The 26344-nt window shown below is 44.4% G+C and carries 30 protein-coding genes and 1 pseudogene; 7 read left to right on the forward strand and 24 right to left on the reverse strand.

The features are described 5' to 3' along the window. Positions 1 to 41: 41 nt before the first annotated feature. Positions 42 to 374, reverse strand: coding sequence for a chaperone CsaA (gene csaA / locus ACH97_RS21755; protein ID WP_020451742.1), 333 nt, complete (start codon positions 372 to 374; stop codon positions 42 to 44). A gap of 222 nt (positions 375 to 596) precedes the next feature. On the opposite strand from csaA, the gene ACH97_RS21760 reads away from it, so the two are divergent. Further along, the gene (locus ACH97_RS21760) at positions 597 to 1925 is read left to right on the forward strand and encodes a S8 family peptidase (RefSeq protein WP_023855720.1); all 1329 of its coding nucleotides are present in this window, start codon (positions 597 to 599) and stop codon (positions 1923 to 1925) included. Between the two features lie 50 nt (positions 1926 to 1975). Here ACH97_RS21760 and ACH97_RS21765 read toward each other — a convergent pair whose 3' ends face one another. From ACH97_RS21765 to ACH97_RS21775, 3 genes are all read right to left on the reverse strand, one after another. After that, positions 1976 to 2386, reverse strand: coding sequence for a DUF5367 family protein (locus ACH97_RS21765; protein WP_020451744.1), 411 nt, complete (start codon positions 2384 to 2386; stop codon positions 1976 to 1978). Between the two features lie 6 nt (positions 2387 to 2392). Further along, the gene (locus tag ACH97_RS21770; protein ID WP_020451745.1) at positions 2393 to 2992 is read right to left on the reverse strand and encodes a TetR/AcrR family transcriptional regulator; all 600 of its coding nucleotides are present in this window, start codon (positions 2990 to 2992) and stop codon (positions 2393 to 2395) included. A 100-nt stretch (positions 2993 to 3092) separates the two neighbouring features. Then, on the reverse strand, positions 3093 to 3578 hold the full coding sequence (locus tag ACH97_RS21775) for a MarR family transcriptional regulator (RefSeq protein WP_048350074.1): 486 nt from the start codon (positions 3576 to 3578) through the stop codon (positions 3093 to 3095). Between the two features lie 149 nt (positions 3579 to 3727). On the opposite strand from ACH97_RS21775, the gene yqeK reads away from it, so the two are divergent. After that, on the forward strand, positions 3728 to 4342 hold the full coding sequence (gene yqeK, locus ACH97_RS21780; RefSeq protein ID WP_020451747.1) for a bis(5'-nucleosyl)-tetraphosphatase (symmetrical) YqeK: 615 nt from the start codon (positions 3728 to 3730) through the stop codon (positions 4340 to 4342). A gap of 69 nt (positions 4343 to 4411) precedes the next feature. Here yqeK and ACH97_RS21785 read toward each other — a convergent pair whose 3' ends face one another. The 9 genes from ACH97_RS21785 to ACH97_RS21825 form a co-directional block, all read right to left on the reverse strand. Continuing rightward, the gene (locus ACH97_RS21785; protein WP_020451748.1) at positions 4412 to 4897 is read right to left on the reverse strand and encodes a DinB family protein; all 486 of its coding nucleotides are present in this window, start codon (positions 4895 to 4897) and stop codon (positions 4412 to 4414) included. A 30-nt stretch (positions 4898 to 4927) separates the two neighbouring features. After that, on the reverse strand, positions 4928 to 6574 hold the full coding sequence (locus ACH97_RS21790; protein WP_020451749.1) for a YndJ family protein: 1647 nt from the start codon (positions 6572 to 6574) through the stop codon (positions 4928 to 4930). Beyond that, complete coding sequence (locus ACH97_RS21795; protein ID WP_026579579.1) at positions 6571 to 7188, reverse strand: DUF4166 domain-containing protein; 618 nt, start codon at positions 7186 to 7188, stop codon at positions 6571 to 6573. The genes ACH97_RS21790 and ACH97_RS21795 overlap by 4 nt, the downstream gene beginning before the upstream one ends. A 1-nt stretch (position 7189) precedes the next feature. Then, a complete protein-coding gene (locus ACH97_RS21800; RefSeq protein ID WP_020451751.1) occupies positions 7190 to 8089 on the reverse strand; it encodes a DoxX-like family protein in 900 nt (299 codons plus the stop codon). 243 nt (positions 8090 to 8332) lie between these two features. Beyond that, a complete protein-coding gene (locus ACH97_RS21805) occupies positions 8333 to 8905 on the reverse strand; it encodes a TetR/AcrR family transcriptional regulator (RefSeq protein ID WP_020451752.1) in 573 nt (190 codons plus the stop codon). Positions 8906 to 8912: 7 nt separating this feature from the next. After that, on the reverse strand, positions 8913 to 9626 hold the full coding sequence (locus ACH97_RS21810; protein ID WP_020451753.1) for an MBL fold metallo-hydrolase: 714 nt from the start codon (positions 9624 to 9626) through the stop codon (positions 8913 to 8915). An 81-nt stretch (positions 9627 to 9707) separates the two neighbouring features. Then, the gene (locus ACH97_RS21815) at positions 9708 to 10181 is read right to left on the reverse strand and encodes a GyrI-like domain-containing protein (protein ID WP_041817222.1); all 474 of its coding nucleotides are present in this window, start codon (positions 10179 to 10181) and stop codon (positions 9708 to 9710) included. After that, positions 10178 to 10462 (reverse strand): zinc ribbon domain-containing protein, encoded by a 285-nt coding sequence (locus ACH97_RS21820; RefSeq protein ID WP_020451755.1) that lies wholly within the window; start codon positions 10460 to 10462, stop codon positions 10178 to 10180. The genes ACH97_RS21815 and ACH97_RS21820 overlap by 4 nt, the downstream gene beginning before the upstream one ends. A gap of 53 nt (positions 10463 to 10515) precedes the next feature. Continuing rightward, a complete protein-coding gene (locus tag ACH97_RS21825) occupies positions 10516 to 11451 on the reverse strand; it encodes a helix-turn-helix transcriptional regulator (protein WP_020451756.1) in 936 nt (311 codons plus the stop codon). Between the two features lie 179 nt (positions 11452 to 11630). Here ACH97_RS21825 and ACH97_RS21830 point away from each other — a divergent pair, with 179 nt between their 5' ends. Then, a complete protein-coding gene (locus ACH97_RS21830; RefSeq protein ID WP_033155124.1) occupies positions 11631 to 12140 on the forward strand; it encodes a CcdC protein domain-containing protein in 510 nt (169 codons plus the stop codon). A 40-nt stretch (positions 12141 to 12180) separates the two neighbouring features. On the opposite strand, the gene czrA is transcribed toward ACH97_RS21830, so the two are convergent. The 3 genes and pseudogenes from czrA to ACH97_RS24165 form a co-directional block, all read right to left on the reverse strand. Then, the gene (czrA, locus tag ACH97_RS21835; protein WP_003182557.1) at positions 12181 to 12513 is read right to left on the reverse strand and encodes a Zn(II)-responsive metalloregulatory transcriptional repressor CzrA; all 333 of its coding nucleotides are present in this window, start codon (positions 12511 to 12513) and stop codon (positions 12181 to 12183) included. An 85-nt stretch (positions 12514 to 12598) separates the two neighbouring features. Next, positions 12599 to 13423, reverse strand: a pseudogene (locus tag ACH97_RS21840) (hypothetical protein). A gap of 140 nt (positions 13424 to 13563) precedes the next feature. Beyond that, on the reverse strand, positions 13564 to 13815 hold the full coding sequence (locus ACH97_RS24165) for a YnfE family protein (protein ID WP_020451758.1): 252 nt from the start codon (positions 13813 to 13815) through the stop codon (positions 13564 to 13566). Positions 13816 to 13967: 152 nt separating this feature from the next. Here ACH97_RS24165 and ACH97_RS21850 point away from each other — a divergent pair, with 152 nt between their 5' ends. After that, positions 13968 to 15305, forward strand: coding sequence for an APC family permease (locus tag ACH97_RS21850; RefSeq protein WP_020451759.1), 1338 nt, complete (start codon positions 13968 to 13970; stop codon positions 15303 to 15305). A gap of 90 nt (positions 15306 to 15395) precedes the next feature. Further along, positions 15396 to 16046 carry a lysozyme family protein gene (locus ACH97_RS21855; RefSeq protein WP_023855702.1) on the forward strand — a complete coding sequence of 217 codons (651 nt, stop codon included), beginning with the start codon at positions 15396 to 15398 and terminating at the stop codon, positions 16044 to 16046. A 133-nt stretch (positions 16047 to 16179) separates the two neighbouring features. Here the strand turns inward: ACH97_RS21855 and ACH97_RS21860 are convergent, their stop codons facing one another. The 6 genes from ACH97_RS21860 to ACH97_RS21885 form a co-directional block, all read right to left on the reverse strand. Next, positions 16180 to 17166 carry a polysaccharide biosynthesis protein gene (locus tag ACH97_RS21860; RefSeq protein ID WP_020451761.1) on the reverse strand — a complete coding sequence of 329 codons (987 nt, stop codon included), beginning with the start codon at positions 17164 to 17166 and terminating at the stop codon, positions 16180 to 16182. Between the two features lie 38 nt (positions 17167 to 17204). After that, the gene (locus ACH97_RS21865; RefSeq protein ID WP_025811320.1) at positions 17205 to 17852 is read right to left on the reverse strand and encodes a DUF1796 family putative cysteine peptidase; all 648 of its coding nucleotides are present in this window, start codon (positions 17850 to 17852) and stop codon (positions 17205 to 17207) included. 375 nt (positions 17853 to 18227) lie between these two features. Continuing rightward, a complete protein-coding gene (locus ACH97_RS21870) occupies positions 18228 to 18770 on the reverse strand; it encodes a hypothetical protein (RefSeq protein ID WP_020451763.1) in 543 nt (180 codons plus the stop codon). A 6-nt stretch (positions 18771 to 18776) separates the two neighbouring features. After that, entirely contained in the window at positions 18777 to 19994 is a 1218-nt protein-coding gene (locus ACH97_RS21875) for a glycosyltransferase family 4 protein (RefSeq protein ID WP_048350075.1), read from the reverse strand. Between the two features lie 169 nt (positions 19995 to 20163). Further along, positions 20164 to 20697, reverse strand: coding sequence for a DUF420 domain-containing protein (locus ACH97_RS21880; RefSeq protein ID WP_020451765.1), 534 nt, complete (start codon positions 20695 to 20697; stop codon positions 20164 to 20166). A gap of 152 nt (positions 20698 to 20849) precedes the next feature. After that, positions 20850 to 21830, reverse strand: coding sequence for a hypothetical protein (locus tag ACH97_RS21885; RefSeq protein WP_020451766.1), 981 nt, complete (start codon positions 21828 to 21830; stop codon positions 20850 to 20852). 230 nt (positions 21831 to 22060) lie between these two features. On the opposite strand from ACH97_RS21885, the gene ACH97_RS21890 reads away from it, so the two are divergent. Together ACH97_RS21890 and ACH97_RS21895 are read left to right on the forward strand one after the other, a co-directional pair. Continuing rightward, positions 22061 to 22570: a GNAT family protein gene (locus ACH97_RS21890; RefSeq protein ID WP_020451767.1), complete on the forward strand. Its 510-nt coding sequence runs from the start codon at positions 22061 to 22063 to the stop codon at positions 22568 to 22570. A gap of 44 nt (positions 22571 to 22614) precedes the next feature. Next, complete coding sequence (locus ACH97_RS21895; RefSeq protein WP_048350076.1) at positions 22615 to 23580, forward strand: S66 family peptidase; 966 nt, start codon at positions 22615 to 22617, stop codon at positions 23578 to 23580. A 31-nt stretch (positions 23581 to 23611) separates the two neighbouring features. Here ACH97_RS21895 and ACH97_RS21900 read toward each other — a convergent pair whose 3' ends face one another. Together ACH97_RS21900 and ACH97_RS21905 are read right to left on the reverse strand one after the other, a co-directional pair. Next, positions 23612 to 25201, reverse strand: coding sequence for a solute:sodium symporter family transporter (locus ACH97_RS21900; RefSeq protein ID WP_020451769.1), 1590 nt, complete (start codon positions 25199 to 25201; stop codon positions 23612 to 23614). A 160-nt stretch (positions 25202 to 25361) separates the two neighbouring features. Next, positions 25362 to 26171, reverse strand: coding sequence for a 3D domain-containing protein (locus tag ACH97_RS21905; protein ID WP_020451770.1), 810 nt, complete (start codon positions 26169 to 26171; stop codon positions 25362 to 25364). Positions 26172 to 26344 lie beyond the last annotated feature (173 nt).

The raw sequence follows: 26344 nt of genomic DNA on the forward strand, positions 1-26344 counted from the left end.
AAGAGGCTTCCTTCTGGTAGAGGGAGCCTCTCTTTTATGTATCAGCTGATCTTCGTTCCATTGGGCGCTTCTTGATCAGGCGCCAGCAAAATAACGTCGCCTTTTTCCGGCACGCCGCCAAGAACGAGAACTTCCGATTTAAACCCGGCAATCCGCCGCGGCGGAAAATTGACGACTGCCGTCACCTGCCGGCCTATAAGCTTTTCAGGTGTATAACGCTTTGTGATTTGAGCGCTCGAACGTTTGACGCCAATCTCTTCTCCGAAATCGATCTCAAGCTTAATAGCCGGCACTTTCGCTTCAGGAAACTCTTCCGCTTTTAAAATTGTCCCAATCCGAATATCCAGCTCTAAAAAATCTTCGATTGTTGCCATGAATTCATCTCCTTCGGCCGCTTTCTAGAGGGTGATATTGACATGACTAGAATATCATGTATTTTGGTTCGTTTAAACCCTGGACTTCTGTTGCCACTTTCAGAAGCGAATGGGAAACAGGCCTCTTTTGCCGCCGTTTTAGGACAGCCAACTTTACGGGACCCCCCTTTCATTCATAGATTAAGAGGAAGAATAAACTATAAGAGATGAGGTGGAACTAGGATGTTCGGTTCCTATATGGTTCAAATGGTAAGGTCCAACGCCCATAAACTGGACCGGCCGCTGAGAGAAAGCGTGCTGAAACTCTATAAACCTTTTAAATGGACACCTTGCTTTTTACACGGATTTTTCGAAAAAATATTAATGAAGAACAAAAAAATACCGGTCATTATTGAATTTGAAAAAGACAGCCACCATAAAGGCTATCAATTAGTCAATGAAATGATCGGCAGCAAGAGAAGAAACAAAATCAAGCATCGCTTTTCCAACATTAGCTGCTGCAGCGCGGAAGTCACCCCTTCATCTTTGCAATCGCTTCTATCTCAATGCGGTGACATTCGCAAAATTTATTTAAATCGCAAAGTGAAAGCGCTCCTCGACGTAGCGGTTGAATCAAGCCGTGCCAAAGAGGTGATCAGAAACAACCAGACGCTGACAGGCAAAGGTGTTACAATCGCTGTCATTGATACGGGCATATACCCTCACAAAGATCTTGAAGGCAGGATCAGGGCTTTTCAAGACTTTGTCAACCAAAGGACAGAACCGTATGATGACAATGGCCATGGCACACACTGCGCCGGCGATGCTTGTGGAAACGGAGCTGCCTCATCGGGTCAGTACCGGGGGCCTGCTCCTGAAGCGGAACTTGTCGGTGTAAAAGTATTGGACAAAATGGGATCCGGCACGCTGGAAACTGTCATTCAAGGGATCGATTGGTGCATTCAATTCAATGAGGAAAACCCTGATGATCCGATCGACATTCTTTCAATGTCATTGGGGGCAGATGCGTTACGCTACGAGAATGAGGAAGAAGATCCGGTCGTTAAAGCTGTTCATGCAGCATGGGACGCAGGCATTGTTGTATGTGCGGCAGCCGGAAATTCCGGTCCTGATGCGCAAACGATTGCCAGCCCGGGCGTCAGCAGCAAGATTATTACAGTCGGAGCTTTGGATGACCGGGATACAGTCAGCCGGGAGGATGATGATGTTGCCTCTTATTCAAGCAGAGGGCCGACGATCTACGGTCAAGTTAAACCGGACTTGCTGGGACCGGGCACAAATATTACATCGCTTCGTTCACCTGGATCTTTCCTCGATAAGATGCAAAAAGCAAACAGAGTCGGCACAGATTATATGATATTATCCGGAACCTCGATGGCCACGCCGATCTGCGCAGGCATTGCAGCCCTTATTCTTCAGCAAGCCCCAGGGACAGGACCTGATGAAATCAAACAACTGTTAATAGACGGAACCGATTTATGGAAAGATCGCGATCCAAATGTTTACGGTGCTGGATACATCAATGCAGAACAATCGGTTCCGCAAGATTAAAGACCGTTCGCCCGTTTTAGCATAAAGCGGGCGAATCTTACATAAAAGATTTAAACCGCAGACCTTCTTTTTTCAAGTATGAGCGGTATCGTCAAATACATGGCATACGCGAAGACCATCCAAACCGCAAATCCAATCACCTGGCCCTGTGAAAGCGCCGGGAAGATCAATGAATGATGCCATAAAGAAAATGTGTCGAGAAACAAACCGACTGCCGACCCTACAATGCCAAACTTAACCGCAGCAAACCTCGATTTGTCAACTCGCCGGTAAGCGAGGATCACGGCATATAGTAGGGCAAAAGTTCCGGCTTCAAGAAGCAAAAAGCGGAGCATAAAAGAATCTTGGCCGGGTTCGGCAAGAACCGCACTGCCGAACAGCATAAAAAACACGGTGGCGCCAAGCCAGACAACGAACGAAAAAACAAGAGCCAAACCGAGTTTTTCAGTTAACATCTCCATCTCCCTTTACTCCCCTCCATGCTGTTTTACGGCGGTTTCCGTCAGCATCTGCAGAACCGCCTCTAATTCCCCGTAGACTTTTTCAGAGGAAAATCCCGAAGACATCAGCGACTGAAGAGCAAGACCGTCGATTAGTGCGTTTAAAAGAATGCCCCACGTGCTGAAAGAAACCCCGTCAACAGGAGAACGCTTCCACATCTCGGAAAGCTGTTCTGCCAACACCGCATTTTCCTCTTCGAGAAGTTCTCCAAGCTGCTCGTTTATCTTTTCATTTCGAAAACCTAAAACGGCCAATTCTAAAAAAAGCTGATGGTAATACGCATCTTTTCGTGTTCTTGATTTCGCCGATGACAATCCGTCTTTTATCCTTTCGGCAGCGGGTCTATCATTTGCTTTCAACCGTTCCCACGACGCGCGGCAAAGGTCGCGGACCACTTCAAACACAAGCTGCTCTTTTGTCCGGAAATGATAGTAAACCGTTCCCTGTGTCACCTTTGCTTCTTCAGCAACCGCCTTTAACGTCAGTTTGTCCAGACCCTGTCCGGCAATGCGGCGCTTAGCTGCCTCAATCAACGTTTCTTTTGAAGTCACATTCGGCCTCGCCATTCACTTCACCTCTTAGTTATCTGAATAACTAACTCATTAATTCAACTATAATCTGGAAGGGGTTTCTTGTCAATCGCTCATTCAAGTTAACATAATATTATTATTGTTTCCTATCCGTTTCTGTCATAAGTGTCAGACCTTGAAGAAATTTCAAAATAACTCCCTGTTCTGCTGTTGAAAACGAATCGAGAAACCTCTGAAACTGTTCCGCTTTTTGCTGATGGAGCTTTTCATGAAGTTCATACACTTGTTTTCCGCTGGGCGTCAGCCTGAAGTAGATCTCTTTTTTATTGTCCGTCAATTGAAACCGTTTAATGAGGCCTTCTTGCAGCAGCTTTGAACTGATTTTTGTAATATTTGCTTTTGATAAATTCATTTTTTTGGCGATGCCTGTATTATTAATCGGTTCATCATCACCGATACAGCTGATGACATGGATGGTCGTCATATTCCCCGGGAGCCGTTTAACATCAGATTCTGCCGCCTGCTTTAAAAATGCCTTGAGATCAGTATCCGCTTTTTGTTCGTTCAGGTGCAGGAGTTTAACATACATATCATAGATCAGCTGTTTTGTCAGTTCAGACATAGTCAATGGACAGTCCCTTCTTTTTATTTTCCGGTTAACAAAATATTTTAATGGTATGTTTTAGGATTTGTCAATGTTATGATAAGGTAAAATCAGATAACAAATGTGTTTTGTTTATCATGAAACAACCTCAAAAAGGAGAATCTCTGATGAATATTGAAGGAATAGAGATGGAAGTTCGTTGCACAGGTGATGTATGTTCAGATGCCCTTGAATTTTTGAGACGCCATAACCACGAAAAAACAGCCGAACATTCGATAAGAGTGAAAAAAGCGGCGGAAGAATTGGCAAAGCGTTTTCATGTTCCTGCACAAAAAGCGGGAATAGCCGGTATTATGCATGACATCAGCGGTGTCATCCCTAATGAAAAAAGAATTGCGGCTGCTGAGGCGCTCGGTATTGATATTCTGCCCGAAGAACGGATATTTCCGATGATTATCCATCAAAAACTGTCGAAAGTGATGGCGCGGGACCTGTTTCAGGTGGCGGATCAAGATATTTTAGATGCAATAGAATGCCATACAACGCTTAAAAAAAGTCCCTCCCAGCTCGACCTTGTCCTGTTTTCAGCGGACAAAATAGAATGGGATCAGACAGGGACTCCGCCTTATATCAAGGAGCTTTGTGAAGCGCTTGAAATTTCTCTGGAGCACGGGGCGTTTGTTTATATTCAGTATTTGTGGAAACAAAAAGATAAACTGAAAGTTGTCCATCCCTGGCTAAAAGATGCCTATTATCACCTGAAAGCAATAATCGAAGCTTGACCCAGGCAAAATGAACTGCGGCTTAGGGTGGGTGACCGCCTTAAGCCGCCATCTTGCCTGACAACACCGTTAGTTGACGCCTTTTGAAGGGTCCCACGATTTCTGCTGTTTTCGGATCGTGACGATTTGTCCCAGATGGTAAGCGTTATGAAGAATGAGAAGGGACAAAATCTCCGCCCAGGTGGAATGCGGATCATGCTGGGCCGGCTCCTTCAGCATCTTCTCTTCGCATGCCGAAAGCGCATCGATCCATTCGTTATAGATCGTATTCAGTTCTTGCCGGCTTTCTTCCCAGCCCAGTCCGCTTTTGTTTACAAACGTATCATCGATCGTATAATCAAAAGCCGGAACGGGAATTCCTTTAAACCACTTTAAATAGCGCTCGTTGTAAAAAATCAAATGGTTGGCAATTTCTAAAATCGAATTTTCCGAACCTTCCCCTTTTTGCCTTGCCTGGCTTTCCGTAAGATCAGCGGAAGCCGTTTGAAAACAAACAAACCAAGTCGTTTCGTTAAAGCATGCTTTAAACTGTTCAAGCAAAATGTTTTTTAGCATAAATACCCTCCAGTTCGATTCGATTTTTGCCTAGCTTTCTTTTGCTATTTTCGCCCTATTGACGGCAGAATCCTTTTTTTCAATATGATATTGAATGTCGAGAAACCGTATGCCGAACAGCCACATGCAGTGATGAGCGCAGAGCCTCTTTCGTCCCTGCTCTTTGATGATAAAGCGTTCGGCAAGCGGCAGTTTAAACGTACCTGTTCCGGTCGAAAGGAAAATGCCTTCATCCCCCCGGTCAGATCGTTTGTCACTGCTCGTCAAAATCAGGCAGCCGTCCTCTGCTTTCGGCTTTAAAATGCCTGTCATATTGGAAAACGGCAATGGCAGTGCAATATTCATATATGTGATGTCATCATGGGTATGAGCAGAATAAAGCGCCACGAACACAGTCTCGCCTTCCTCGTTCGTTCTGACCCAGGCGCGCACATTCTTCCTGCCGTCTTTGGCTGAATCAACACCGATAATCTCGCCCTCCATCGTTTGCCGCCCGGTCTTTGTCCCCAAATGAATTTGCCCTGTCATTTTTGAAATCATCTGATACATGTGCGCAAGCGGCTTAAACCATGGACGCCAGGCGATCTCCGCTGTTAATGAATAATCGGCAGTATGCTCATAGAAATCGAGAATGAGAGGAGAAACCGTCTCAAGCTGAAATCCGTTTCTTTGAAATGCGCTCATATCATCGGCAAGACCTTGGTAAGACGAATCGCTTTGTAATCGGTGCCGTTGTAAAAAATCGGCTCCGATTCTCCATGACCCGTAAATGTTGCTCATCATTTCGCCTTGCCTCCTTTCACAGTCCGGCTCAGGAGATTCAAGACGCCAGCCGGTCAGCGCTGGAATAATGACGCCAAAAGCGTTGACAAGCCCGTGAATCCAAATCATTTCCTGAATTGTAAAAGTCGGCCGGCCGCGATAAACACCGTAAGAGTAAATAAGTGAAAAAGCAATGGTAATCATCAATGTAAAAGACGAAAAGATCACAAAGCGGCGAGCCGCGCTGTTTTTGAAGGCCGCGATCGAGACGAGAAAGCCGCTGCCGTATATGGCCGCCAAATACAGCGCAACGGCGAAGACATCAATGGTTTTCGAAAACGATATGCCGACCGCAATGAAAAGCGGAGACAGCATGATGAGCCATGTCACCGCTGTATAAAAAAGGCCTTTCTTTTTCAGCTTCCTTCCGAGCATTCCATTAAAAATCGGAATGAGAAATGCAGAATAATGAAAATGCACCGCTGTCAGCAGCACGATCAGCGGGCTGAAATCCATGACCTGGAGATTCAGCGTATAAGCAAAAAGCCAACCCCCTCCGAAAGGAAGGTAAAGCAGACCGCTGTCAATCGATGCCTCTTCAAGGCCCTTTCCTCCTCTTTCCCAGAGACGAAGGACGCCGTATAAGGCGATCATCCCCGTATAGCATAGCCAAATCGCTGAAAAAAGCGGGGAATGGAACAACAGGGATAACGAAGCCGCACAAGCCGCATAAGGAAAGCACGCGCTGATCAGCCGAAACATTCCGTTTTCATGCTGAGTAAGATCGAGTGCGGCCGGAACAAAAAATAGCAGCGCTAATAAAAGCAGCGCCTCTGCTGGCGGGATGTCCGGCGCTTTGCCGGCGAAAAAAACCGCATAGCAAAGAACGCTTACAAAAAAGCGGCGGAATTTCATGCCATCTCCTCCTCCCTGTTAAACGTTCCTCTGTAGGCAAACAGCGTTCCGAACAGCGGATTTTTCACATGAACATCAATCGTAAAACAGCCTTTTTCTTCGTCATACGATTCATTCACCCTGGAAATACCGTATAAACACTTTGTAAGGGGCAGCTTTTTACTGAATAAAGGCAGCCATTGTCTGACAGAAGTAATCGACAGTGATCCGTCAGCTTCCGCCTTAAACCGCAGGCTTGAAATTAAGATTGGCGGATGTCCGAAATAGTCGATGATTTCTCCCCGGCTTTCATCATAGATCATGACAGCATCAAAATACCTTTGTTTATCACGAAAAAAGAAAGTCCTGTTCCAAACGGCTGCCGGTGTATCATTTTTCGTCAGCCGAATGTGATTTTCAATCGTGAACGGAATGTTCCTCCCTCTTTCGGGAAAAAAACAGCGGAAGACCGTTCCCGCTTTAAACAACAGCCTGATCCAGTACGAACCGCCGGATATTTCCGTCATCACTCCTTTTCCTCTGAACGCGCTTTCTTGGGTGAGGTGATACCGTTCCTTGAGTTTTGGGTGAAGAAGATGAAAATCCTCGATCACCCGTTCATACATCGAAACCAAATCAACGCCTCTTTCTGATCGTATTACCCGCGTTTGGAATGCCGCAAGCGCTCACATAGCCGACAACGGACAAGATGATAAGCGCGGCATTAAGCACGACCGGGTTAAAAGGTTGGGCAAAAGATGCGAGATCAGCCATTCCTGCAGATACCGAAAGCAGCACAAGCAGGGCGATATGCAAAAGAAACCACTTCCTTTTCCGACCTGGATAAAGCCATAACACGCCGACCATCACCTCGGCCATGCCGATCAGTTTCAGGAGCATTTCGGGATGAAAACGGCCGCCCGTGAAAGTCGAAAGCATGCTGATTTCCTCAGGATGAACCATCATGAGCTTTGGCACAAGCCCCTGGTAAATCCAGACGAAAGAAAACAGCAGACAAACGAGCCAATAGATCAATGTTTTTTGAAAAAGCAGCCTTGGATGGTGTCCTTTTTCAAGCCAGATCTTCAGCGCAGCAAAGCTCCAGGCCGTCGCCCAGCCGATGAGCGGCCTGAATGCCTTATCTGCAAGCCGGCCCAGCCTCCCGTAACGGGTGTCATAATCGTATTGTGTCATAAACGTGATCCCGGTTTCGCTTTCGCTGTATTTCCAATATCCTCGGCCTTCGCGAATGACAGAAAGCGGGTGGTTTGTAGCGAACTTGAGTGACGAGACTCTGTCTCCCGTGTCTTGATATACGTTTCCGACAGACACTCCTGTACCGGAAATTTTTAAACCGAAGCCGATTCTCGTTTCGTATAAAAACCTTTGCGGTTCACCCGGTCTGCGCTTTAAATAGGTAATGTCCGTAAATCGCAAGTCCCATTGCCGATGGAGGGCAGGATCTTGAGTATAGCGCCATAGCCGCTCCATATCTGTCTGGATAGATATTTCTACGTAAATCGGAGTTTTTTTCATTGCGCACGCCCTTTTGTGAATATATTCACAATAACAGCATAACATGGAACACATCATGTGTGAACCAATTTTTGCATATCCAGTCTCTCTTTGCCGACATAAAAAAATCCTCGGCTGTTAGGCCAAGGCAATTAATGGCTGGTTAAGCCTTCTCATACCTATGACTCAAAAAATGGAAGAGCCATACGACAATCATACTAAATTTTCGAAAAAATGTAAACAATTAAGGAAAAATTCCCTTGTTTATTCGGTCTGATAGATAGCGATGCCTTTTAGGAAGGCACGGATTGTCAGATCAAAACTTTCTTCCACATCATAAGGAAGACCGAACGCATCTTGTTGCCTGAGTGTTGCAAATCCATGCATGATGCTTCTCAAGCCTCTGACCGCATGGATCGCGGAGTCATTGTCTAAATGATAGTCTTTCAGAACGGAAAGCACCAAGGCGAGGATTCTGTCTCCTGCTTCGTCAAGCCGTTCATCTTCATCAGGCATTGCAATAAAAGTTGCTTCATAAAGCCCCGGCCTGTTTTTGGCAAAAGTGACATAGGCGTGAGCCATTCTGCTGACAGCCTGATCCTCTTCGGCTCCCTGGACAGCAGAAGCCATGTTTTCATAAAGTATCGTCAAGCCGTAAAGTGCGAGTTCTTTCCGTAAGTCGTTCAATCCTTTTATATGATTGTACAGAGACGGAGATTTGACATTCAGCCTTTTGGAAAGAGAAGCAAGCGTCACTTCATGAATGCCTTCCTCATCAGCCAGAAATGCCGCAGCTTCCAATACTGCTTCTTTATTCAAACCGATTCGTGGAGACACGATTTCTTCATCCTTTCCTGTTCAATTTGATATGTGCTTCGTTCACCGCTTTTGTCATCGCTTGAACCGGATCATGGACAAGATTGCCGTGGCCGGCGGCAAGCGCCTGCGGTTTTAAATCTAACAGCTTTTGCGCGCTTTCTAAAGCGGTTTCTTTGTCCCACGTGGCCAAAGCCGGAAAAGGAAATGAAAGCTTTAAATGCCCTGATACCGTCATGCCGCTTCGCGTATGGTACGCGTCACCGACTATGAGAAGACCGCTTCTTTCATCCAAAAACGAAATGCTGCCAGGCGTATGCCCGGGTGATGAAACAGTCAGCAATGAACCGATCCTGTCTCCTTCCTTTAAAAGGATATCAGGATTTGTCTTGATGTTTTTCGGAACGCCTCCTTTGATTGTTCCGCGCTCCCCTTCCAGCATCTTTGTATCACCTTTTAACAGACGCGCATCCCGTTCAGATATGGACACTTTCACACCGGGAAGGCTGTAGTACAGCGCGTCAAGCGAACCGACATGGTCGCTGTGGGCATGGGTCAGCAAAATCCGTTTAATCGGCTTACGGAGATGATCCGCAGCCTTTAAAATCCCTGTTTTGCTGATCGGAATCCCTGTATCAATTAATGTAAGGCCGTCTTCTTCATCTGCTAAATAACAGTTGACAGGAAATAGGCGCGGAAAAAAAGTCAGCTGGTAGACCGATTCAAATCGGGTAATCCTCATCGCTTTCACCTCTTCGATCAAAATAAAAAACTAATACCGTTAGTTTTCATTTTAAAACTAATGGCATTAGTTTTGCAAGCATTATTTTTTTCGATCGACAGCAACATAGATGGCAACTTGGGCATTTTCGGGATTTTCTGCTTGTTCATCATAAACTTCAAAATCTCCGGTATAAGTACGAAGATTTTTTTCATCCCATGTCCAAATCTCTTGCCAAGTTTCAAACACGACCTCCGCGATCCTCCCCCGCTTTGAAACAAAAACGGCATATTCGGATGCAGGGAGCGAAATGAGATTGGCCGTTTTTTCTTGCTGATCAACGAACGTTCCGATTGAAAATGTATATGTCCCGTGTTCGTCCGTCTCATAATCTGAATAAAGTGCGATCGTGTCTCTCCTAATGTCCTGGCGTTCAGTATGCGGAAATTTTTCGCGATATAAACTCCACATGGAAGGAATTTTACCTTTTTCAGATACTTCATCCCGGTTGCTTGTCACGGTCGATATCCCGCTGAATAACTTTGCCTTCTGTTTTTCGAAATGAGAAAAGCTCATCTTCTCTGCCCGCCTTTCGTTTGCGTATCCGACGCCCACCGTTTTAAATGAGGGAGCGTCCGCTCCATGAGCGATCTCGCTTCGGCCTCGGTTTTTCCCTCTTCTTTTATATAAGGAACACAGATGTCGATCATCTCTTTCAATGTCGCATCCGGATGTGTATATGCTCCGTTTTCATAGCAGTACATACAGTAGTCGCGATTCTTCCCCCCGTCTTTTTCTGTGCCGAAAAGTTCGCTTGTCATCGGCATGCCGCAGCTTTGGCAAATATGATGTTCCATGTTTCATTCCTCCTTTTTCTTCATCATACAAAAAGAAACCTGACAGCATCGTGTCAGGTTTCGTATAAATGTACAATTTGATTAGCCAAATTTTTTATTTTTTGACGGATGCGGGGAGGTGTGAGAACTTCAATATGTGTTCCAAATTGGAGGAGAAATCCGTACAGCCATTGATCTTCCGGATAAGAAACGGTTGCCACGCATTGTCCGTTTTCATAAGTGAGAGCTTCTGAGCCAAACCATTCTCTCGCCAAAGACTCTCCCGACGGTTTAATGAGAAGGGTCAACTCGGTCATATTGTCCGGTTTGTACCATGATGTTTCCCAAGGAAGTGAAGACAGATCAACTTCCTTTCTTTCAAACTTTTCTTCAAGCATCTGCACGTCTTTCATACGCAACAGTTTAAAGAAGCGAAACGCCTGTCTCTTTAGGCAAAACGCATATAAATACCAGTGCCTTCCCTTTAGGACGAGGGTATGTGGCTCAGCTTTCCTTGTTCCGGTTTGCCCCTCTCTGTTCACGTATGTAAAGGAGACCGCCCGCGTGCTGTCTGCCGCTTCATCCAACAAACGGATCTTTTCTTTGATGACAGGACTTTCTCCCCAGGAAGAGATGTCAACAAACCATTTTTCCGTTTTCTTGCGGAATTCCGGCATTTCTTCTTCGGAAACGAGAAACCGGATTTTTTCAAGGGCAGAACCGTGATGAAGGACTTCATACGTCGAAGAAACGCTTTCCAAAGCCGTAGTAATGGCAGCCAGTTCGTCTGCAGAAAGCAGTTTATTTTCGAGCCGAAACCGCTCCATGATGCTGATCCCGCCTCCCGCTCCCTGTAAGGTAACAATCGGAATGCCCGCCTGGTTGATCGCCTCGATATCCCGGTAAATCGTTCTGACAGAGACTTCGAACATGCCGGCAAGCTCCTTTGCCTGCACTTGGCGTTTATTAATCAATAAAATCACGATGGCCAATAGCCGGTCAATTTTCACCGCAGATCCCTCACATTCATCTTACGCTGTCAATTTTCATTTCTAAAGCACACACCATTTTGGAATATCATGACAAAAAAGGGGATCTCATCACCCAATTATTTAGAAAATCACTTTTCCTGTTACGATTTATACAGTTTGGACATATACTCCTTAAAAAAGGAGGTTTTAAAAACATCATATATTATTTTTTACAGTTTTTCGCCATTGTGTCCTTCGTCTATATCAAGTTCAAACGCTCAGTCGGCTATCAGCCTCTAAAGCCGGCACGCATGCTGTTCCGGATCATCCTCTTTTCGGGAATTTTCGTTTTTCTGCTGACGATGAGCGCACTTCACCCTTTATCATACTTCTATGATCTGATTGGGATCGCGCTCGGACTCATCTTGACCGCCTATGCGCTGAAGCATGTGTCAATTGAAAATCGGGACGGCATCCTTTATTTCAGAACGCATTTATGGATTGAATTGATCGTACTTTTGTTATTTTTATACCGGTTTCTTTACCGGATCGCCGAGATCGGCCAGCTCCAGACTGCGGTTTCAAACGGGGGTTCAGCAGCGTACGGCGCCCTTTTTGCGCAGGACCCGGCCACGATGATCGGTTTTTTTGTACTGGCCGTTTATTATGTCGGTTTCTCTTTTTTTGTTTTAAAAAAAGGAAGAAACGAAGAAAAACGCTCAGCGTAAAAGGCAAACTCGGGATGTGGAGTTTGCCTTTTCATAAGCTTTAGTCATGCTGTGTATGATCGATCATCTGCTGAAGTACATCGAGGACATGCTGGTCTTCCGGAGAATAAAAAATGGAAGTCCCTGCCCTTCTTGATTTAACGAGACGAAGATTTTTTAAAAACCTGAGCTGGTGCGAAACGGTTGACTGCAGCAGACTCAGCTTCTCTGCTATTTCATTGACCGAATGTTCGCCTTGTGAGAGCAGATGAAGAATTTTGATTCTCGTAGGGTCTGAGAGCGCTTTAAACGTCTGTGAAACGAGAAATAAAGTTTCTTCATCTAACTCGGCCCGCACCTGTTTTTCTGTTGTTTCCTGATTGTGCTCACTCATGCTTTTCACCTTTTCCGCGCAACTTTTACCTTCATATCATATACCAAAACATACCGGTTGAAAAGTTTTATAGCCAGGGAATAGATCAAGTCGAAAACAGCGTTCCCAGAAGCGCTTCTGCATACCTTGCGGCTGACAGCTGTACACGTTCTCCGGCATGGTTTTCCACAGAGCGGCGAAAAGCGCCGTACAGCCGGTTGAATGGAACATTTTTTAATTGATCAGCTATTTGCTCCACTTTGCCGGCGGGAAGAGGAATCAAATTTGGATAGCTGTACATAAAACTTACCCATCTGCGATCTTGAACGACTTGGATAATGTCTCCTGAAAGGAGGATTCCCTTGCCTCCGTTTCCGTTTGCCCAATGGCAGACCGCTCCCCCTTTAAAATGGCCGCCAAGCCTGTGCAAGGTCAACCCGCTTGACAGCTTGAGGGAATCGCCGGACCAAAACACAATCCGGCTGCTCGGCCGCTGCACCCATTGTTTGTCATCTTCATGAATGTAGATCGGAGCATCAAACATTTCAGCCCATTCCGTTTGTGCAGCATAATAATGCGGATGTGATAAAGCGATCGCTTGGACTCAGCCCATCCGCTCGATATTCTCAATCGTCCGCTGATCCAGGTATGTGATACAATCCCACAGTAAGTTAAAACCAGGCTCCTGTATCAGGTATGCCGATTGACCGATGCCGAATTCGGGGGTTGTCGTCAAACTGTATAATCGCTCTACTTCCAATGCGATTTCGTTTTGAAACCTTCCGCTTTGCTTCATTTCTTCCAGCGTTGTCCAAGCTTGCCCTGAATGATTGACATACTGTCTTTCTTCATTGCAAATAATGCATTCCGCCGGCTCTTTCGGAGCAGCGTCATATTGAACACCGCACGTCGTACAAATATAGTTAGTCAAAATTGCTCCTCCCCTTTCAAACTATATTTTACCATCTCCTTCACATGTACATGATTTTTTCGCTTCTATATATTTCGCTATCCAGGCTGATCTGTCCGCATCATCCTGAAACGCGAAAAAAGCGTCCGCTGATCCGGACGCTAGCTGCCTTCTTGCTGATACATATGTTCAAGCTGTGAAAATGAAATATCGCCGGCCGCACAATCTACAGCGGCATCGACTACCTGATCAAAGCGATCGGCCGAAGCGTTTTTCTCTTTTAACCGTTGTTCATAGCGTTCGAGCTCTTCCTGCTGTCTTCTTAGATCCTCTTCTTTTCCATCATAATCAGATGCATTCATCGTCTCCATATTTCTTTTGACGGCTTCAACATAGCCTCTCAATATATCCATACCTTCATACTCCTTGCCTTTTTTCAAAGGGTTTGCAACATTTGCTATTTTTATACGAAAAAAAGAGGTTTTATACAGTTGCTCAAGCGCAAAAAAACAGATAAAATATGTCTTAATTTCTGTATTTTTTACATAAGGGGATTTAGAAGTCATTGAAAAACGAAACTGCGCTTAAACGAAGCCTTACACTCGGCCCGCTTGTTGTGATCGGTCTTGCTTATATGGACCCGCTCGTCGTATTTGATTCATACGGAGTGGTCGCACAACTGACAAAGGGGCACGTTCCGGCGGCATACATATTCACTGTTGCCGCACTCCTTTTGACCGCTTTGAGCTACGGCAGCATGGTCAAAGCCTATCCAAAAGCGGGATCGGTTTATACATATGCATATGAAAGCATTCATCCGCACGCAGGATTTTTAGCCGGCTGGACGATCATGCTAGACTATTTATTTTTGCCGATGGTCAATTTTGCGATCGGCAGCGCTTATTTGACGGCGGCTTTTCCTGAAGTGCCGCATGGCTTTTGGGTCGTTCTGCTCGCTTTATCGATTACCGTTGTCAATATTTTAGGCATCAGACTAACCGCAAATATTACAGGGCTGTTCGTCGCTTTTCAAGTGATCGTCGCCCTGACTTTTGCCGGATTTATGATCGCCGGGCTCGCAGACGGCCTCGGGACGGGCGAGCTGGTTTCAGCCGATCCGTTTTTCCGTTCTGATATCGAGCCTTCCCTGATTGTATCAGGAGCGACGATTTTGTGTTTTTCGTTTCTTGGCTTTGATGCGATTTCCACCATGTCTGAAGAAACGATCAACCCGAAGAAGAACATTCCGTTAGCCATCTTTTTAACAGTAGCGATCGGCGGAACGCTGTTTACGGCGATTTCTTACTTGATGCAGCAAATCTATCCGTCCTATGATAGCTTCCAGCATGCCGATTCGGCATCGCTGGAAATAGCCCTATATACAGGAGGCGCTTTTTTAAAGTCCTTCTTTTTGGCGGGCACGATGGTCGCTGTCGTTTCATCCTCGCTTTCTTCGCATGCGAGCGCTTCGAGGCTTTTGTATGCGATGGGGCGGGACAGCTCTCTTCCGAAACGCTTTTTCGGCTATGTGCATCCGACTTTAAAGACGCCGGTGTTTAACATTATGTTCATCGGGCTGATTTCATTGACGGCCATGATCGGGGAACTCGAGGTCATCTATTCATTCATCAGTTTCGGCGCGCTGATCGGATTCATTTTTGTCCACCTGTCTGTCATCGGCCATTACTACATTCGAAAACAGGAAAGAGGCTTTTTAAAAACGCTTCGCTATTTGGTTCTGCCCTTTTTGGGAGCCTCTTTCTGCGGCTGGCTGCTGCTTAGCATCAGCAAAAATGCGCTCATGATTGGAGCCGGCTGGCTGATTGCCGGTTTTATATACTTTTTGTTCAGAATCCGTACTCTTCCGAACGTCACATTCGGCTTTGACCGCGATCCAAGATAGAAGGATATCGCTTGGTCTTCTTGAAGATATATGTCATAATAAATGAGGCTGTATACTGTTTTGCATCAGGGCGCTACAGAGGTGAAACCATTGAAGAAAAAGAAATCGGGATGTTTAGCCGGAGCTGGCTGTTTGTCTTTTTTTGTGTTTGTTCCCTTGATCATTTTCTTTGCCATCTCCGGTCTGGAACAATTAAAATGGCTTCCTCTTGACACTGAATCTAACATTCTTGAGAGATTAAAAGATTACAAACCTCTTGTTGAAGAAGAACTCGATGAACAGGATCTTTCACAATACACCGCTCTTTTATTGGGCATGATGTATCAGGAGTCGAAAGGCAGAGGCGGTGATCCGATGCAGTCGTCGGAATCTCTCGGTATGAAGCGAAATGAGATTGACGATCCAAAAGCAAGCATTAAGCAGGGTGTGCGCCACTTTACAGCAATGTATAAAAAGGGACAGAAAAAAGGCGTCGATATTGAAACGATTATCCAAAGCTATAATATGGGATCGGGTTATATCGATTACGTCTCAAAACACGGCGGAAAGCACTCAGAGAAGCTGGCAAAGGCATTTTCCGAGGAACAAGTCAAAAAGAACCCCGATCTGTATAATTGCGGCGGAGATACAAACAATTTCCGCTACCCTTATTGCTACGGGGATTATTCTTACACGGAAAAAGTAATGGAACGCACAAAAAAAGTCGAAGAACATATCGAAGGGTTAACACTTGAACATTGACAAAACGGCAAGCCGGGTGAATTTTCGTCCGGCTTGTCTTGTTTTCGAGGAGCGAACAGAAGCATCGCCTGCAGCCGCATGCCATGCCTGTCATCAGTTCGCGTATTCTCCGTGAACGCTTCGGTCCATCCTTCTACTCCAAAAAACCGCCTTCTTTCAGCATTTCTTTTACTTCCTTTTTTGAGATTAAAAAGTCTTTTGAGCTCAAATGATCAGTTTCTAAAGGCTGACAATCCGCATACTTTTTATGAAGTTCAGGCATTTTGATTGCAGGAAGCACCACCGCGAGGTCATTTGTAAATGAAACAGCATGCTGCCGTTCATGAGGTGAAATCAGCAGTTCATGAAGCTTCTCCCCCGGCCTTGCCCCCGTTTCTGCAATGGACGTTTTTTCGTTTCCGTAAGCTTCGATCAGCACTTCAGCCATGTCTAAAATTCTGCAGGCCGGCGAATTCATAATGAAAATTTCCCCGCCTTGACCGCTTTCAGCCGCTTTTAATAAAAGCCGGATCGTTTTTTCCTTCGTGAGGAAGAAACGGGTCATTCTTTTGTCTGTGATGGAGACCTGGTTCTTTTTCCTGATCTGGTCTTTAAAAAGCTGAAGAACACTTCCGCTGCTTCCGAGCACATTTCCTCCCCTTACACAAATAAAATCCGTGTCTGAATAGAGATGGTTCGCATATACGATCAACTTCTCGCCGATCGCTTTCGTCATTCCGTAAAAGTTGGCAGGGTCAGCCGCTTTGTCAGTCGAGACGTTGATGACTTTTTTAACCCCGTTTTCGATCGCTGCTTCAATAACGTTTTCCGTCCCTGTGACATTCGTTTTTAATGCTTCAAGCGGCTGTTCTTCACAAACCGGCACATGCTTCAGCGCAGCTAAATGAAAGACATAGTCGACACCTTTTAATCCTGTATTCAGCGCTTTCCGATCTCTGATATCCCCGATGAAAAACGTCAGCCTCGGATCTTCAATCTGCCTTCTCATTTGAACTTGTCTTTCTTCATTTCTGGAAAATACAATGAGCTTTTTAGGATTTAAGGATAGCAGCTGAAGAATGAGTTCCTGGCCCCATGAGCCTGTTCCTCCAGTAATGAATATCGTTTTATTTTCAAACATTTCTTTTCCTCCTCTGGTAAACTCCAAAAAAATCCGGTTTAAACGAGAGTGATTCCTTTAAACAACGATGCCCATAGATCATTGTTTGACTCCCATATCTCTTTGTCCGGCAGTTCAACAGTGCAAGTCTTTTCTAATGGCCAATTTTTCTCTACAATCCCATTCACCTTCGAGTGCTTCACCAGAAGAACGCTAAAGTCGTGCTGAACCAAATCTGATAATACAAGTTCAAGTTCCTGTGCTTCTTTAAAGCTGCCTTCTCCTTCTGTCCTGACAAATAGGATGCGTTTACTAGTTGACATTTTTTCTATAAAGCGATCGATTCTTCTATTGTATTTTTCTATTACCTCAGGATAGGTAGCCAAATGGTCGAGCGTATTTTGATTTGCATCAAAATCATGAACAGAGCCAATGTTATAAAAATCATCTGAAACATAGATAGTAGATCCTTCTTCTTTTTTTTTACCGGTATTATATCCGATTACCCTGAGGTTTTTTGGTTCCATAAAGCCGGTAAACCGATTTCGAAGAAGGAGGTTGAGGTCTGTCAAGGAATGAATAGTCACCCAGTCAAGAGGGCCTGAAAACGGTCTTAGGTCATTGTTTTTCAGCTGTATAGCTGTCAAACAAAGATGCCCTAAACTAAACACGGCATTATATTGTCCTTTAATCTCCTTTAAATTCACCTATCTAACACCCCATTGTTCCCGGTTTTGTTCATTAATAGTTATAGTTAAGAATCCGCTGTTTTTTAGTATTGTATGCCGCATTACAAAGAAAGGTAAAAGACAACCACCTACTCCTTTTTAATTTGAATCAGAGAAAAAAGATGGCGGCGTTTTGTTTCCCGTTTTGCTATTAACCTAGCTGTGCGTGAGCCGTCTTGCAAACTCTTTCTGCTTTGTCTTGCTTATATTTTCCCTTGCAGCAGCTGGATCAATGTGTAATAGGGGTCTCCGCGTCCGCCGAAAAGCCAGCAAGAAACAAACGCTTGGCACGACGCAGGATTCTTTTCCAAAATAAAAAGCCTTCGAGTTGCGAAGGCTGACAAGATTTCAGTATTAATTGTTTTCGTTTTCCTCATGTTTCTCTTGAACCGCTCTAAGGACCTCTACCGTTTCAGTTCTCGGGATCGTGTGGTCTTCAGGCAGCGATTCTTTTAGCGTTTCTACAACTGACCGCTCGACACTTTTCGTAGAGCCGGCGGCCGTCCCACTATCAGACAGCGATTCTTTTAGCGTTCCCAAAGACTCTGCCGTTTCGGTGTTGGATAATTGAGCTTCTGAACGCACCGACTCGATAATTTCTTCTAAAACTTGGCGATCCATTCCTTGAGCAGCAGCTCCTAAAATATCTTTTAAAACCTTATTATTGTTTTCTAAAATATTATTGTTTATACTCTCAAAAATAGATTTCAGCTCCGATATTAAAGGCTTCAGACTTTCATCGATGGATTCTTCCGCTGAATCTGAAGAGCTATCCTGCTCCTGCAGAGCCCGCTCCTCGGCAAACTCGACGAGCAGATCCAAATATTTTGCCCACCAGTCGGCATCCATTTCTTTATTCAAGCTGTCAAACAAATGATTAACAATTAAAGATTTCATATGATCTCACTCCTCTTTCCCATTCGTATTTTGATAGATATCAAGAATTCTCGTAACCGCTTGATCCATATCCCAATGTTTCTTAGCAAACTCCTTGGCGTTAATTCCTAATTTATTTCTGAAATCATCGTCTTTCAACAATCGTTCCAAACTGCTTGACAGTGCAGCTACATCCCCTTTTGGAACGATAAGGCCGGTCTCTTCATGCTCCACCATTTCCGGCAATCCCCCGGCATCACTGACAACTGCAGGAACTCCGGCTATTTGGGCTTCAATTAAAGATAACGGCTGATTATCCAAAAGGCTTGGAAGAACGTATATATCAGCAAGCGACAGCAAATAAGGAACATCCTCCCGGTTTTTCAGAAAGACTACGTCATCAACAAGGCCTAGCTGCTCGCTTTGAATTTTGAGTCCAGCCAGCTTCTCCCCTTCTCCTGCCATCCAGCAAACCCAGTCATTGCGGGTGTCCTTTAATTGGGAGAGTGCTTCGATTAGGTAATGGATGCCTTTATTCCCGATCATTCTGCTGGTAAAAAGGATCACTTTCTTGTCTGTCTCAGGCGTATCGGCAGTCTTTGTGTTCATCCGCGCAAGGAATCCGTCAATATCATAGCCGTACTGGGAAACGTGAATCTTTCCGTCTGGTACCGCAAATTCTTCTGTCAAAATGTCTTTCAACCAATTGTTTGCAACAATCACTGTTTCTGCAGACATCGCCCCCGTATGTTCAAGGTGGTCAAAATATTCCTTGGCAATATAGGAGGTCGGTGATCTGTGAATATTGTTGAGCTGATCTCTGATTTCATATGTGACGCTGCCGTGAATTGACGTGACAAGCACCTTATCTTTCGGCATAATACGCTTGATGCACGCACTTGATATGACATCCTGCGCGTGAATAATATCATATTTGTCAAGCCCCAAATAGGCAGCGCCCAGCTCATAGGCATTCCGCTGAAGCTCAGTATAGCTGACCAATTGATTTGCGTATATTTCCGGAAAATCCTCTTCGCTCATCATTGCTTTCACTAATGGAAGCAGCTGATCTTTCGCGATACTCCGGTTTTCATTTACAATATGAATGATGCTGTTCTCTTCTCCGTATCCGAGCAAATCTACTTCATGTCCTAATGACTCCAGCTTTTCTTTTAATTGGACCATATATGTCCATACACCACCTACATGGGGTATGCTCCAATAAGTGGCAAGCAAAATTTTCATATCCATCTCCCTTTTTCATTTCTATAAAAAGCTCTAATTATTTATATTCCTATTTCCATATCTTGTGTAGACGATCATCTATTTCAGGATATATTTTTGTACCAGAGGAAAATCGCTTTTAAAAGAGAAGAATGTTGCGAGAACAAAAAAAAGCCGGATTCTCCGGCTTTTAATAGTATGGGGAAATCATCATATAGACGAGAACACCTGTCAGGCTGACATACAGCCAAAGCGGCATCGTCCAGCGGGCGATTTTGCGGTGGCGTTCCACCTGCATGCTCAGGCCTCTGAACAACGTAAACAAGGCCAAGGGAACGATTAAAGCGGACAAGACAATGTGTGTGATCAAAATAAAATAGTAGATCGGTCTTATAATCCCTTCCCCGCCAAAATGAGTGTCAGGCATTAATGAATGGTAAGTTAAGTATGAAACAAGAAAGATGAACGTTGTCGTAAAAGCGGCAAAAATAAACCGCTTGTGCGCCTTAATGTTTTTCTGTTTAATCATGATCAGTGCAGCCACTAAGAAAATGAATGTGAAGCTGTTGCAGACTGCGTTCAAAAGCGGCAGAAAAGTCAAATCCAAATGAGCGAATTTGTCGCTTTTCGGCATGAAAAACAAGAGGGCAATGACACCGTTTATGATAATCGTCAGAGCAACAACAATGCCTGTATAGTTTTTATTTTTTTGTGTATGTGTCATATCGGGCAATCTCTCCTATTTGTGCAAGCTATCAAAATCGTATTCAAATTCAGGAGGAATGTCAACGTTTTCGGCTTTTCGTCAGAATTTAGTCACAGAATATACAAAAATTCCCCTCCTCTAGAACGAGGAAGGGAACCAAGGCGGATGCCTTAGAAATTCATAGCATCTTTAGCCATTAATTTTTCGAATTCTTCTTCAGTTACGATATCTTCTTTATTCGGTTTATGCTCAAACTTTACGTCACCATCGATATTTTTGTAAGTTGTAGATGCCGTGATGCCTAAAGATTGAGGTGCTTTTTTGCTGTCAACAGACAAAGAGATATCCGCATTTTCAGTCAGAAGATTTTCTTTGTCATCGATTGTTGATGTCACATCGAACTTTTTGAATGTGACGTCTTTCAGTCCGTCTTTAATCTTGTTCAGCTCGCTCTTCGGAACAGCTTCTCCGCTCGCTTTTCCGGCGATTTCGATGAACTTGACGACCGCAGCTTTAATTTCTTTGTCACTAAAGCTGAAAGCGACTTTTTGAGCAGCACCCTGCTCTTTTTCTTTATCTGTCAGATCCGCTTTTTCAAACTTATCTGCAGGCAGATTGTCTGCAGCTTCTTTGATGGATTCCATCAATTGTTTTTGAAGTTCATCCGTGTCTTGAGATGAAGTTTTGTCATCTTCAAGCGGGAATTCAAGGTACTTGCCTTTGACGCTGTCAAAATTCATGCCGGCTGTTCCAAGGAAGAAGCCGAAGCTGTCAAGAACGCTGTCAATTTTGATGTAGCCGACTTGTTTCTTTTCGTCCATATAAACCGGAATATCGAAATCAAGCGACATGTTTTGGACTTTCAGCTTCGCTTTAATCACAGCCTCAGACTGTTTCGTTTCAGCATTCGTTTTTCCGCTGATCGTTAATGTTGCATCGTTCAGCATATCAGCAACTTGCTTATCTTCCGCTCCAAGGTTGGATGCGTCAACTTTCAAGCCGATATCACTTGAAAATTCGTATGATTTCGCAGAAATCAGCTTTTTATAAGCCGTTGCGTAAGATCCTTTTGGATCAGCCTGCTGACATGCAGCTAATACAAGAACAAAAGCTGACATCAGCATCAATAGAGAAAAAATTCTTTTCTTCAAAATCGTACGCTCCTTTTGTCATGGTTTTTCTGGGATTAGGAGGATCCATTGTCTCGTATCCTAGGTAAATATACCAGAAGTCATATGAATTCTATCACAAAAAAATCGTAGAATGTGAAATTTTTGTTTAAAATTACATTAAAATTTAATTCTAACAACCCATTTGCAAATTGCCGTTCTTTTTACTATAATCGAAAACTGTATGTTTTAATGGAAAGGAGTAAGTTTTTATGATAACGGATGAAGAAATGCAAAAAGACAGCTCCGGCTTGCAGAAGGAATTGAACGAATTGCAATTTCAACTGTTTCGGATGCGTGAAAATATGAAGGATATCTCCAAAGATTCGCGAGTGCTCGGTATTGATCAATCGAAAGACGATGAATGGATGATTGTCCATTCGATTGATGATGGCCGGACATGCAAGATCATGTTAAGCGATTGCCAGTCGCCGTACCGCGGAAGATGTGATTTTTCTCTTGTCGCTTCCTACAAAGAAGAAAAATGCGCGATCCATATCGGGGATATTAAAGGGCCGGCAGGCTACGGTTATGGTTCCATCTGCATGAAGTATTTAAAAGAAAAAGCCCGCGAGCACAACATACCGGTCATCACGGGGGACATTGCTGAAAGGGATTGGGACCATGTGGACCGGCTGATCCATTTTTATGAAAAGCATCATTTTGAAGTAACGATCGACCCCGGTTTAAAATCCGGTGAAATTCAGTGGCAGGATCTTTAAAAGTATGGTGAAATAGATAGAAACAATGAAAGGTGTGCCCGTTCATGTTTCCAGAAAAACTACAGCCCGGTGACGAAATCAGGGTGATTGCCCCATCGAGAAGCCTGTCACTTCTCAACACCGATAAGATCGAAAAAGCGAGAACGGTTTTAAACAACCTCGGATTTCGAATCTCTTTTTCCGCACATGCTAATGAAATTGATGAATGTTCTTCCTCCAGCATTCAATCGAGAGTAAGCGATCTCCATGATGCCTTTTCCGATCAACGCGTCAAAGGAATACTCACTGTGCTCGGCGGGTATAACAGCAATCAGCTGTTATCACATTTGAATTATGAACTCATAAAAGCCAATCCAAAAGTGTTCTGCGGCTTTTCAGATATTACCGCTCTTTCAGCGGCGATCTATGCAAAAACCGGGCTTATCACCTATTCGGGACCTCATTTTTCAAGCTTTTCAATGGGGTATGGACTAAACTATATGACAGATTACTTTTTGAAGTGCTGTTGCGCAAGCGGTGTCTACGATGTTGAACCATCATCGATGTGGTGTGAAGAAATCGAAACTGAAGAATGTCCCAAACAAAACAGCGGCCCTGTTGTGATCAACGAAGGCTCAGCAGACGGAAAGATCATAGGAGGGAATTTGTGCACATTGAACCTATTGCAAGGTACGGAATATTTCCCTGACATCAAGAACGCCGTATTGTTTCTTGAGGATGATTGGGAATCGCCGGCAGCGTTTTTTGACCGCGATCTGCAGTCCTTGCTTCATCTGCCCGATTTTTCCGGTGTCAAAGCCGTTCTCATTGGCCGTTTTCAGACAGCATCAGCCGTAACGCTTGAGCGCCTTAAACAAATTGTGCAAACAAAAAAAGAGCTTTCTCAAATACCCGTTATCGCAAATATAGATTTCGGCCATACGACCCCTTTCTTTACATTTCCGATTGGCGGACGGTGCCGGATCGACGCACAGAAAGAACATGTATCACTTTGTATCACAAAACATTAAGGCAGAGGATGAACACATCCTCTGCCTTTTTTTATTTGGCAAGACCCCAAGGCGAAAATAACAGATAAATGCAGGCCATCAGACAAATCACAAGAATAGAAGCAAGTTTGGCATGCTTCCATGGCCGCAAGTCAACCTTAGCATTTTTCTCAAGCTTGAATTCTGACGGCCTTGGCTTCAATTTTCCGATGAAAAGCATCAAAAGGACGGAAAACGGAAACAAAACGGCCAATATATAGAGAAAATGAATATGGCCAAAATAGATTTTTGAGATGGTATACAAAACAATGTGTGCGAATATCGCCCATTTCACGGCAAGCGCCGGCACTTTTTTCGTAAAGAATCCAACAACGACGGCAGCCAATACAGGGACATTGAAAAATCCGAACATTTCCTGTAAATAATTGTAAAGTCCGGACGGCGCAAACAGAATAAAAGGCGCGATGATAATCGACACCGCGGCAAGGATCACCACAAAGATCCTTCCCGTTTTCACAAGCTCTTCTTCTTTTGCCTCAGGCTTGAAGATCGGTTTGTACAAATCCAATGTAAACAACGTGATCGTGCTGTTCAGCGAACCGTTAAACGAGCTGAGAATCGCTCCGAATAAAATCGCGGCAAAGACACCGATAAGTGCAGTCGGCAGCAAATCAACGATCAGCTTAGGGTAAACGGTGTCAGCATTTTCAATATGACCTCCGTAAAGATGGTAAGCAATAACCCCGGGAAGAACGAGATAAAACACACCGATCGTCTTAAATACACCGGCCAGCAATGCGCCTTTCTGCCCTTCAGCCAAGTTTTTCGCCCCAAGCGCCCGCTGAACGATCGACTGATTAACAGCCCAATAAAATAAGTTGTTCACAAGCAGTCCCGTAAAAATCGTCGGCCACGGGACTTCTGCAGCGTTGTCGGCTGTAATGGCATTCAGCTTTTCCTTATGTACACTCGTCAGCTCAGTATAGCCGTTTAAGAGACTGCCGTCGCCGATTGCCATGATTCCAAGCACAAAAATAAACAGACCGCCAAGAATTAAACCGGCGCCATAAATGGCATCAGCCGATGCCGCAGCTTTTAGTCCCCCAAAAAATATGTAGCAGCAGCTTGCGGCCCCGATCACAAGCGAGATGAAAAAAACAGTCGCAAACGTACTGATTCCAAGCGCAGAGGAAATATTAAACACTTGATCGAGAACGAGCGCCCCGGAGTACAATACGGTTGGCAGAAACGAGGTCGCATATCCCAGAAGCAGGAGAATCGAGACGATTTGCCGCGTTCTTTGATCATAGCGTTTTTCAAGAAAGTCAGGTATCGTCGTAACCCCAGAACTGAGATACCTCGGTAAAAAAACGAATGCCAGCATAATGAGCGCAAGCGGTGCTGTAACCTCCCAAGCCATCGCACTCATCGTTCCCGAATAGCTTTGACCGTTTAACCCTACCATTTGTTCTGTTGACAAATTGGTTAAAAGCAGCGAACTTCCAATATAGAGAGCAGTGAGACTTCGCCCGCCGAGAAAATAACCGTCTGACGTCTTCAAATTAATATCTTTTGTCCTCAGATAAGAAAAAATAAAAATCCCTGCATTAATCAATAAAAATGTCATGATAATCCACAGCAATACTCCTACATCTCCTTTTCTAAATCAGCTGATATGTACATATCTATTGAACTACCCATTTGCCAATCTAAAAAAACATCTAAATCGAAAAAAAGATGCAGAAAACAGAAAAAAGACACTGATCATCTCCATGGTCAGTGTCCATCAATGGTAAAACTTCTTATTTTAAAACTTTTACTTTAACCGTTTTAACGCCCCAGTTTTTTGCCGCGGATTTGCTTGGAACAAATACGTCGATTTTGTTCCCTTTGATCGCACCGCCGGTGTCGGCAGCAGTCGCTTCTCCGTAGCCTTCAACATACACCTTGGATCCAAGCGGAATCACGTTTGGATCCACCGCAATAATCTTGGCGTTTTTATTGGCGTTCAGATCAAAACCCGTAGCTGTCACGCCTGTCATTCCGCCGTCATTGGCAGTGTATGCCGTTGCGGTAACCGTCAGTTCTTTTGCAGCGCTTTGAGAGCTTTGAGATTTGTTTGAACGGGAAGCCGTTTCTTTTTCCTGCTTAGGTGCAGGCGCAGCTTTCTCAACTTTCGCTTCTTTTTGTACGGCAGGCTTTGTTTCCGCAGGCTGCGCCGCAGCAGCTTGAACCGTCGCCTGTCCGTCAACAGTTATGGATGTATTCGGGTAAATGATATCTGATTTTATGTTGTTCCAATTTTTAAGGTCGTTCACGGAAACGCCGAATTGTTGAGCGATTTTCCAGAGAGTGTCTCCCTTTTTAATGGTATATTGTTTCTTTTCTTCTGTCTGTTTTTCAGAAACGTTCAGCTTTTGTCCTGGAATAATCAGGTCTGAGGAAAGCTGATTCCATTCTTTTAAGTCCTGCAGATTTACCCCTTGTTTTTGCGAGATTCCCCAAAGGGTGTCACCTTTTTGGACTGTTACTTCTTTTGCAGAGGCACTCGCTCCGAATGCAGTTGAAGATAGTGCTGCAACTGCAACAAAGGACATAAACGTCTTCTTCATAAGTAAATCCTCCCTTGTTAGCTTTTTATTGTCCGGCTAACAGGAGCAATCGTAACATATGAAAATGTCAAATCAATAACAAAACAATTTGTTTTTGATTACAGTTATTTTACGAGGAGGATTTTCAGCCGTCCAAAAATCGGCATAAATTCAGGTGTATCAAGGGTTCCAAT

Origin of the sequence: Bacillus paralicheniformis (assembly GCF_001042485.2) — a bacterium.
Lineage (GTDB): Bacteria > Bacillota > Bacilli > Bacillales > Bacillaceae > Bacillus > Bacillus paralicheniformis.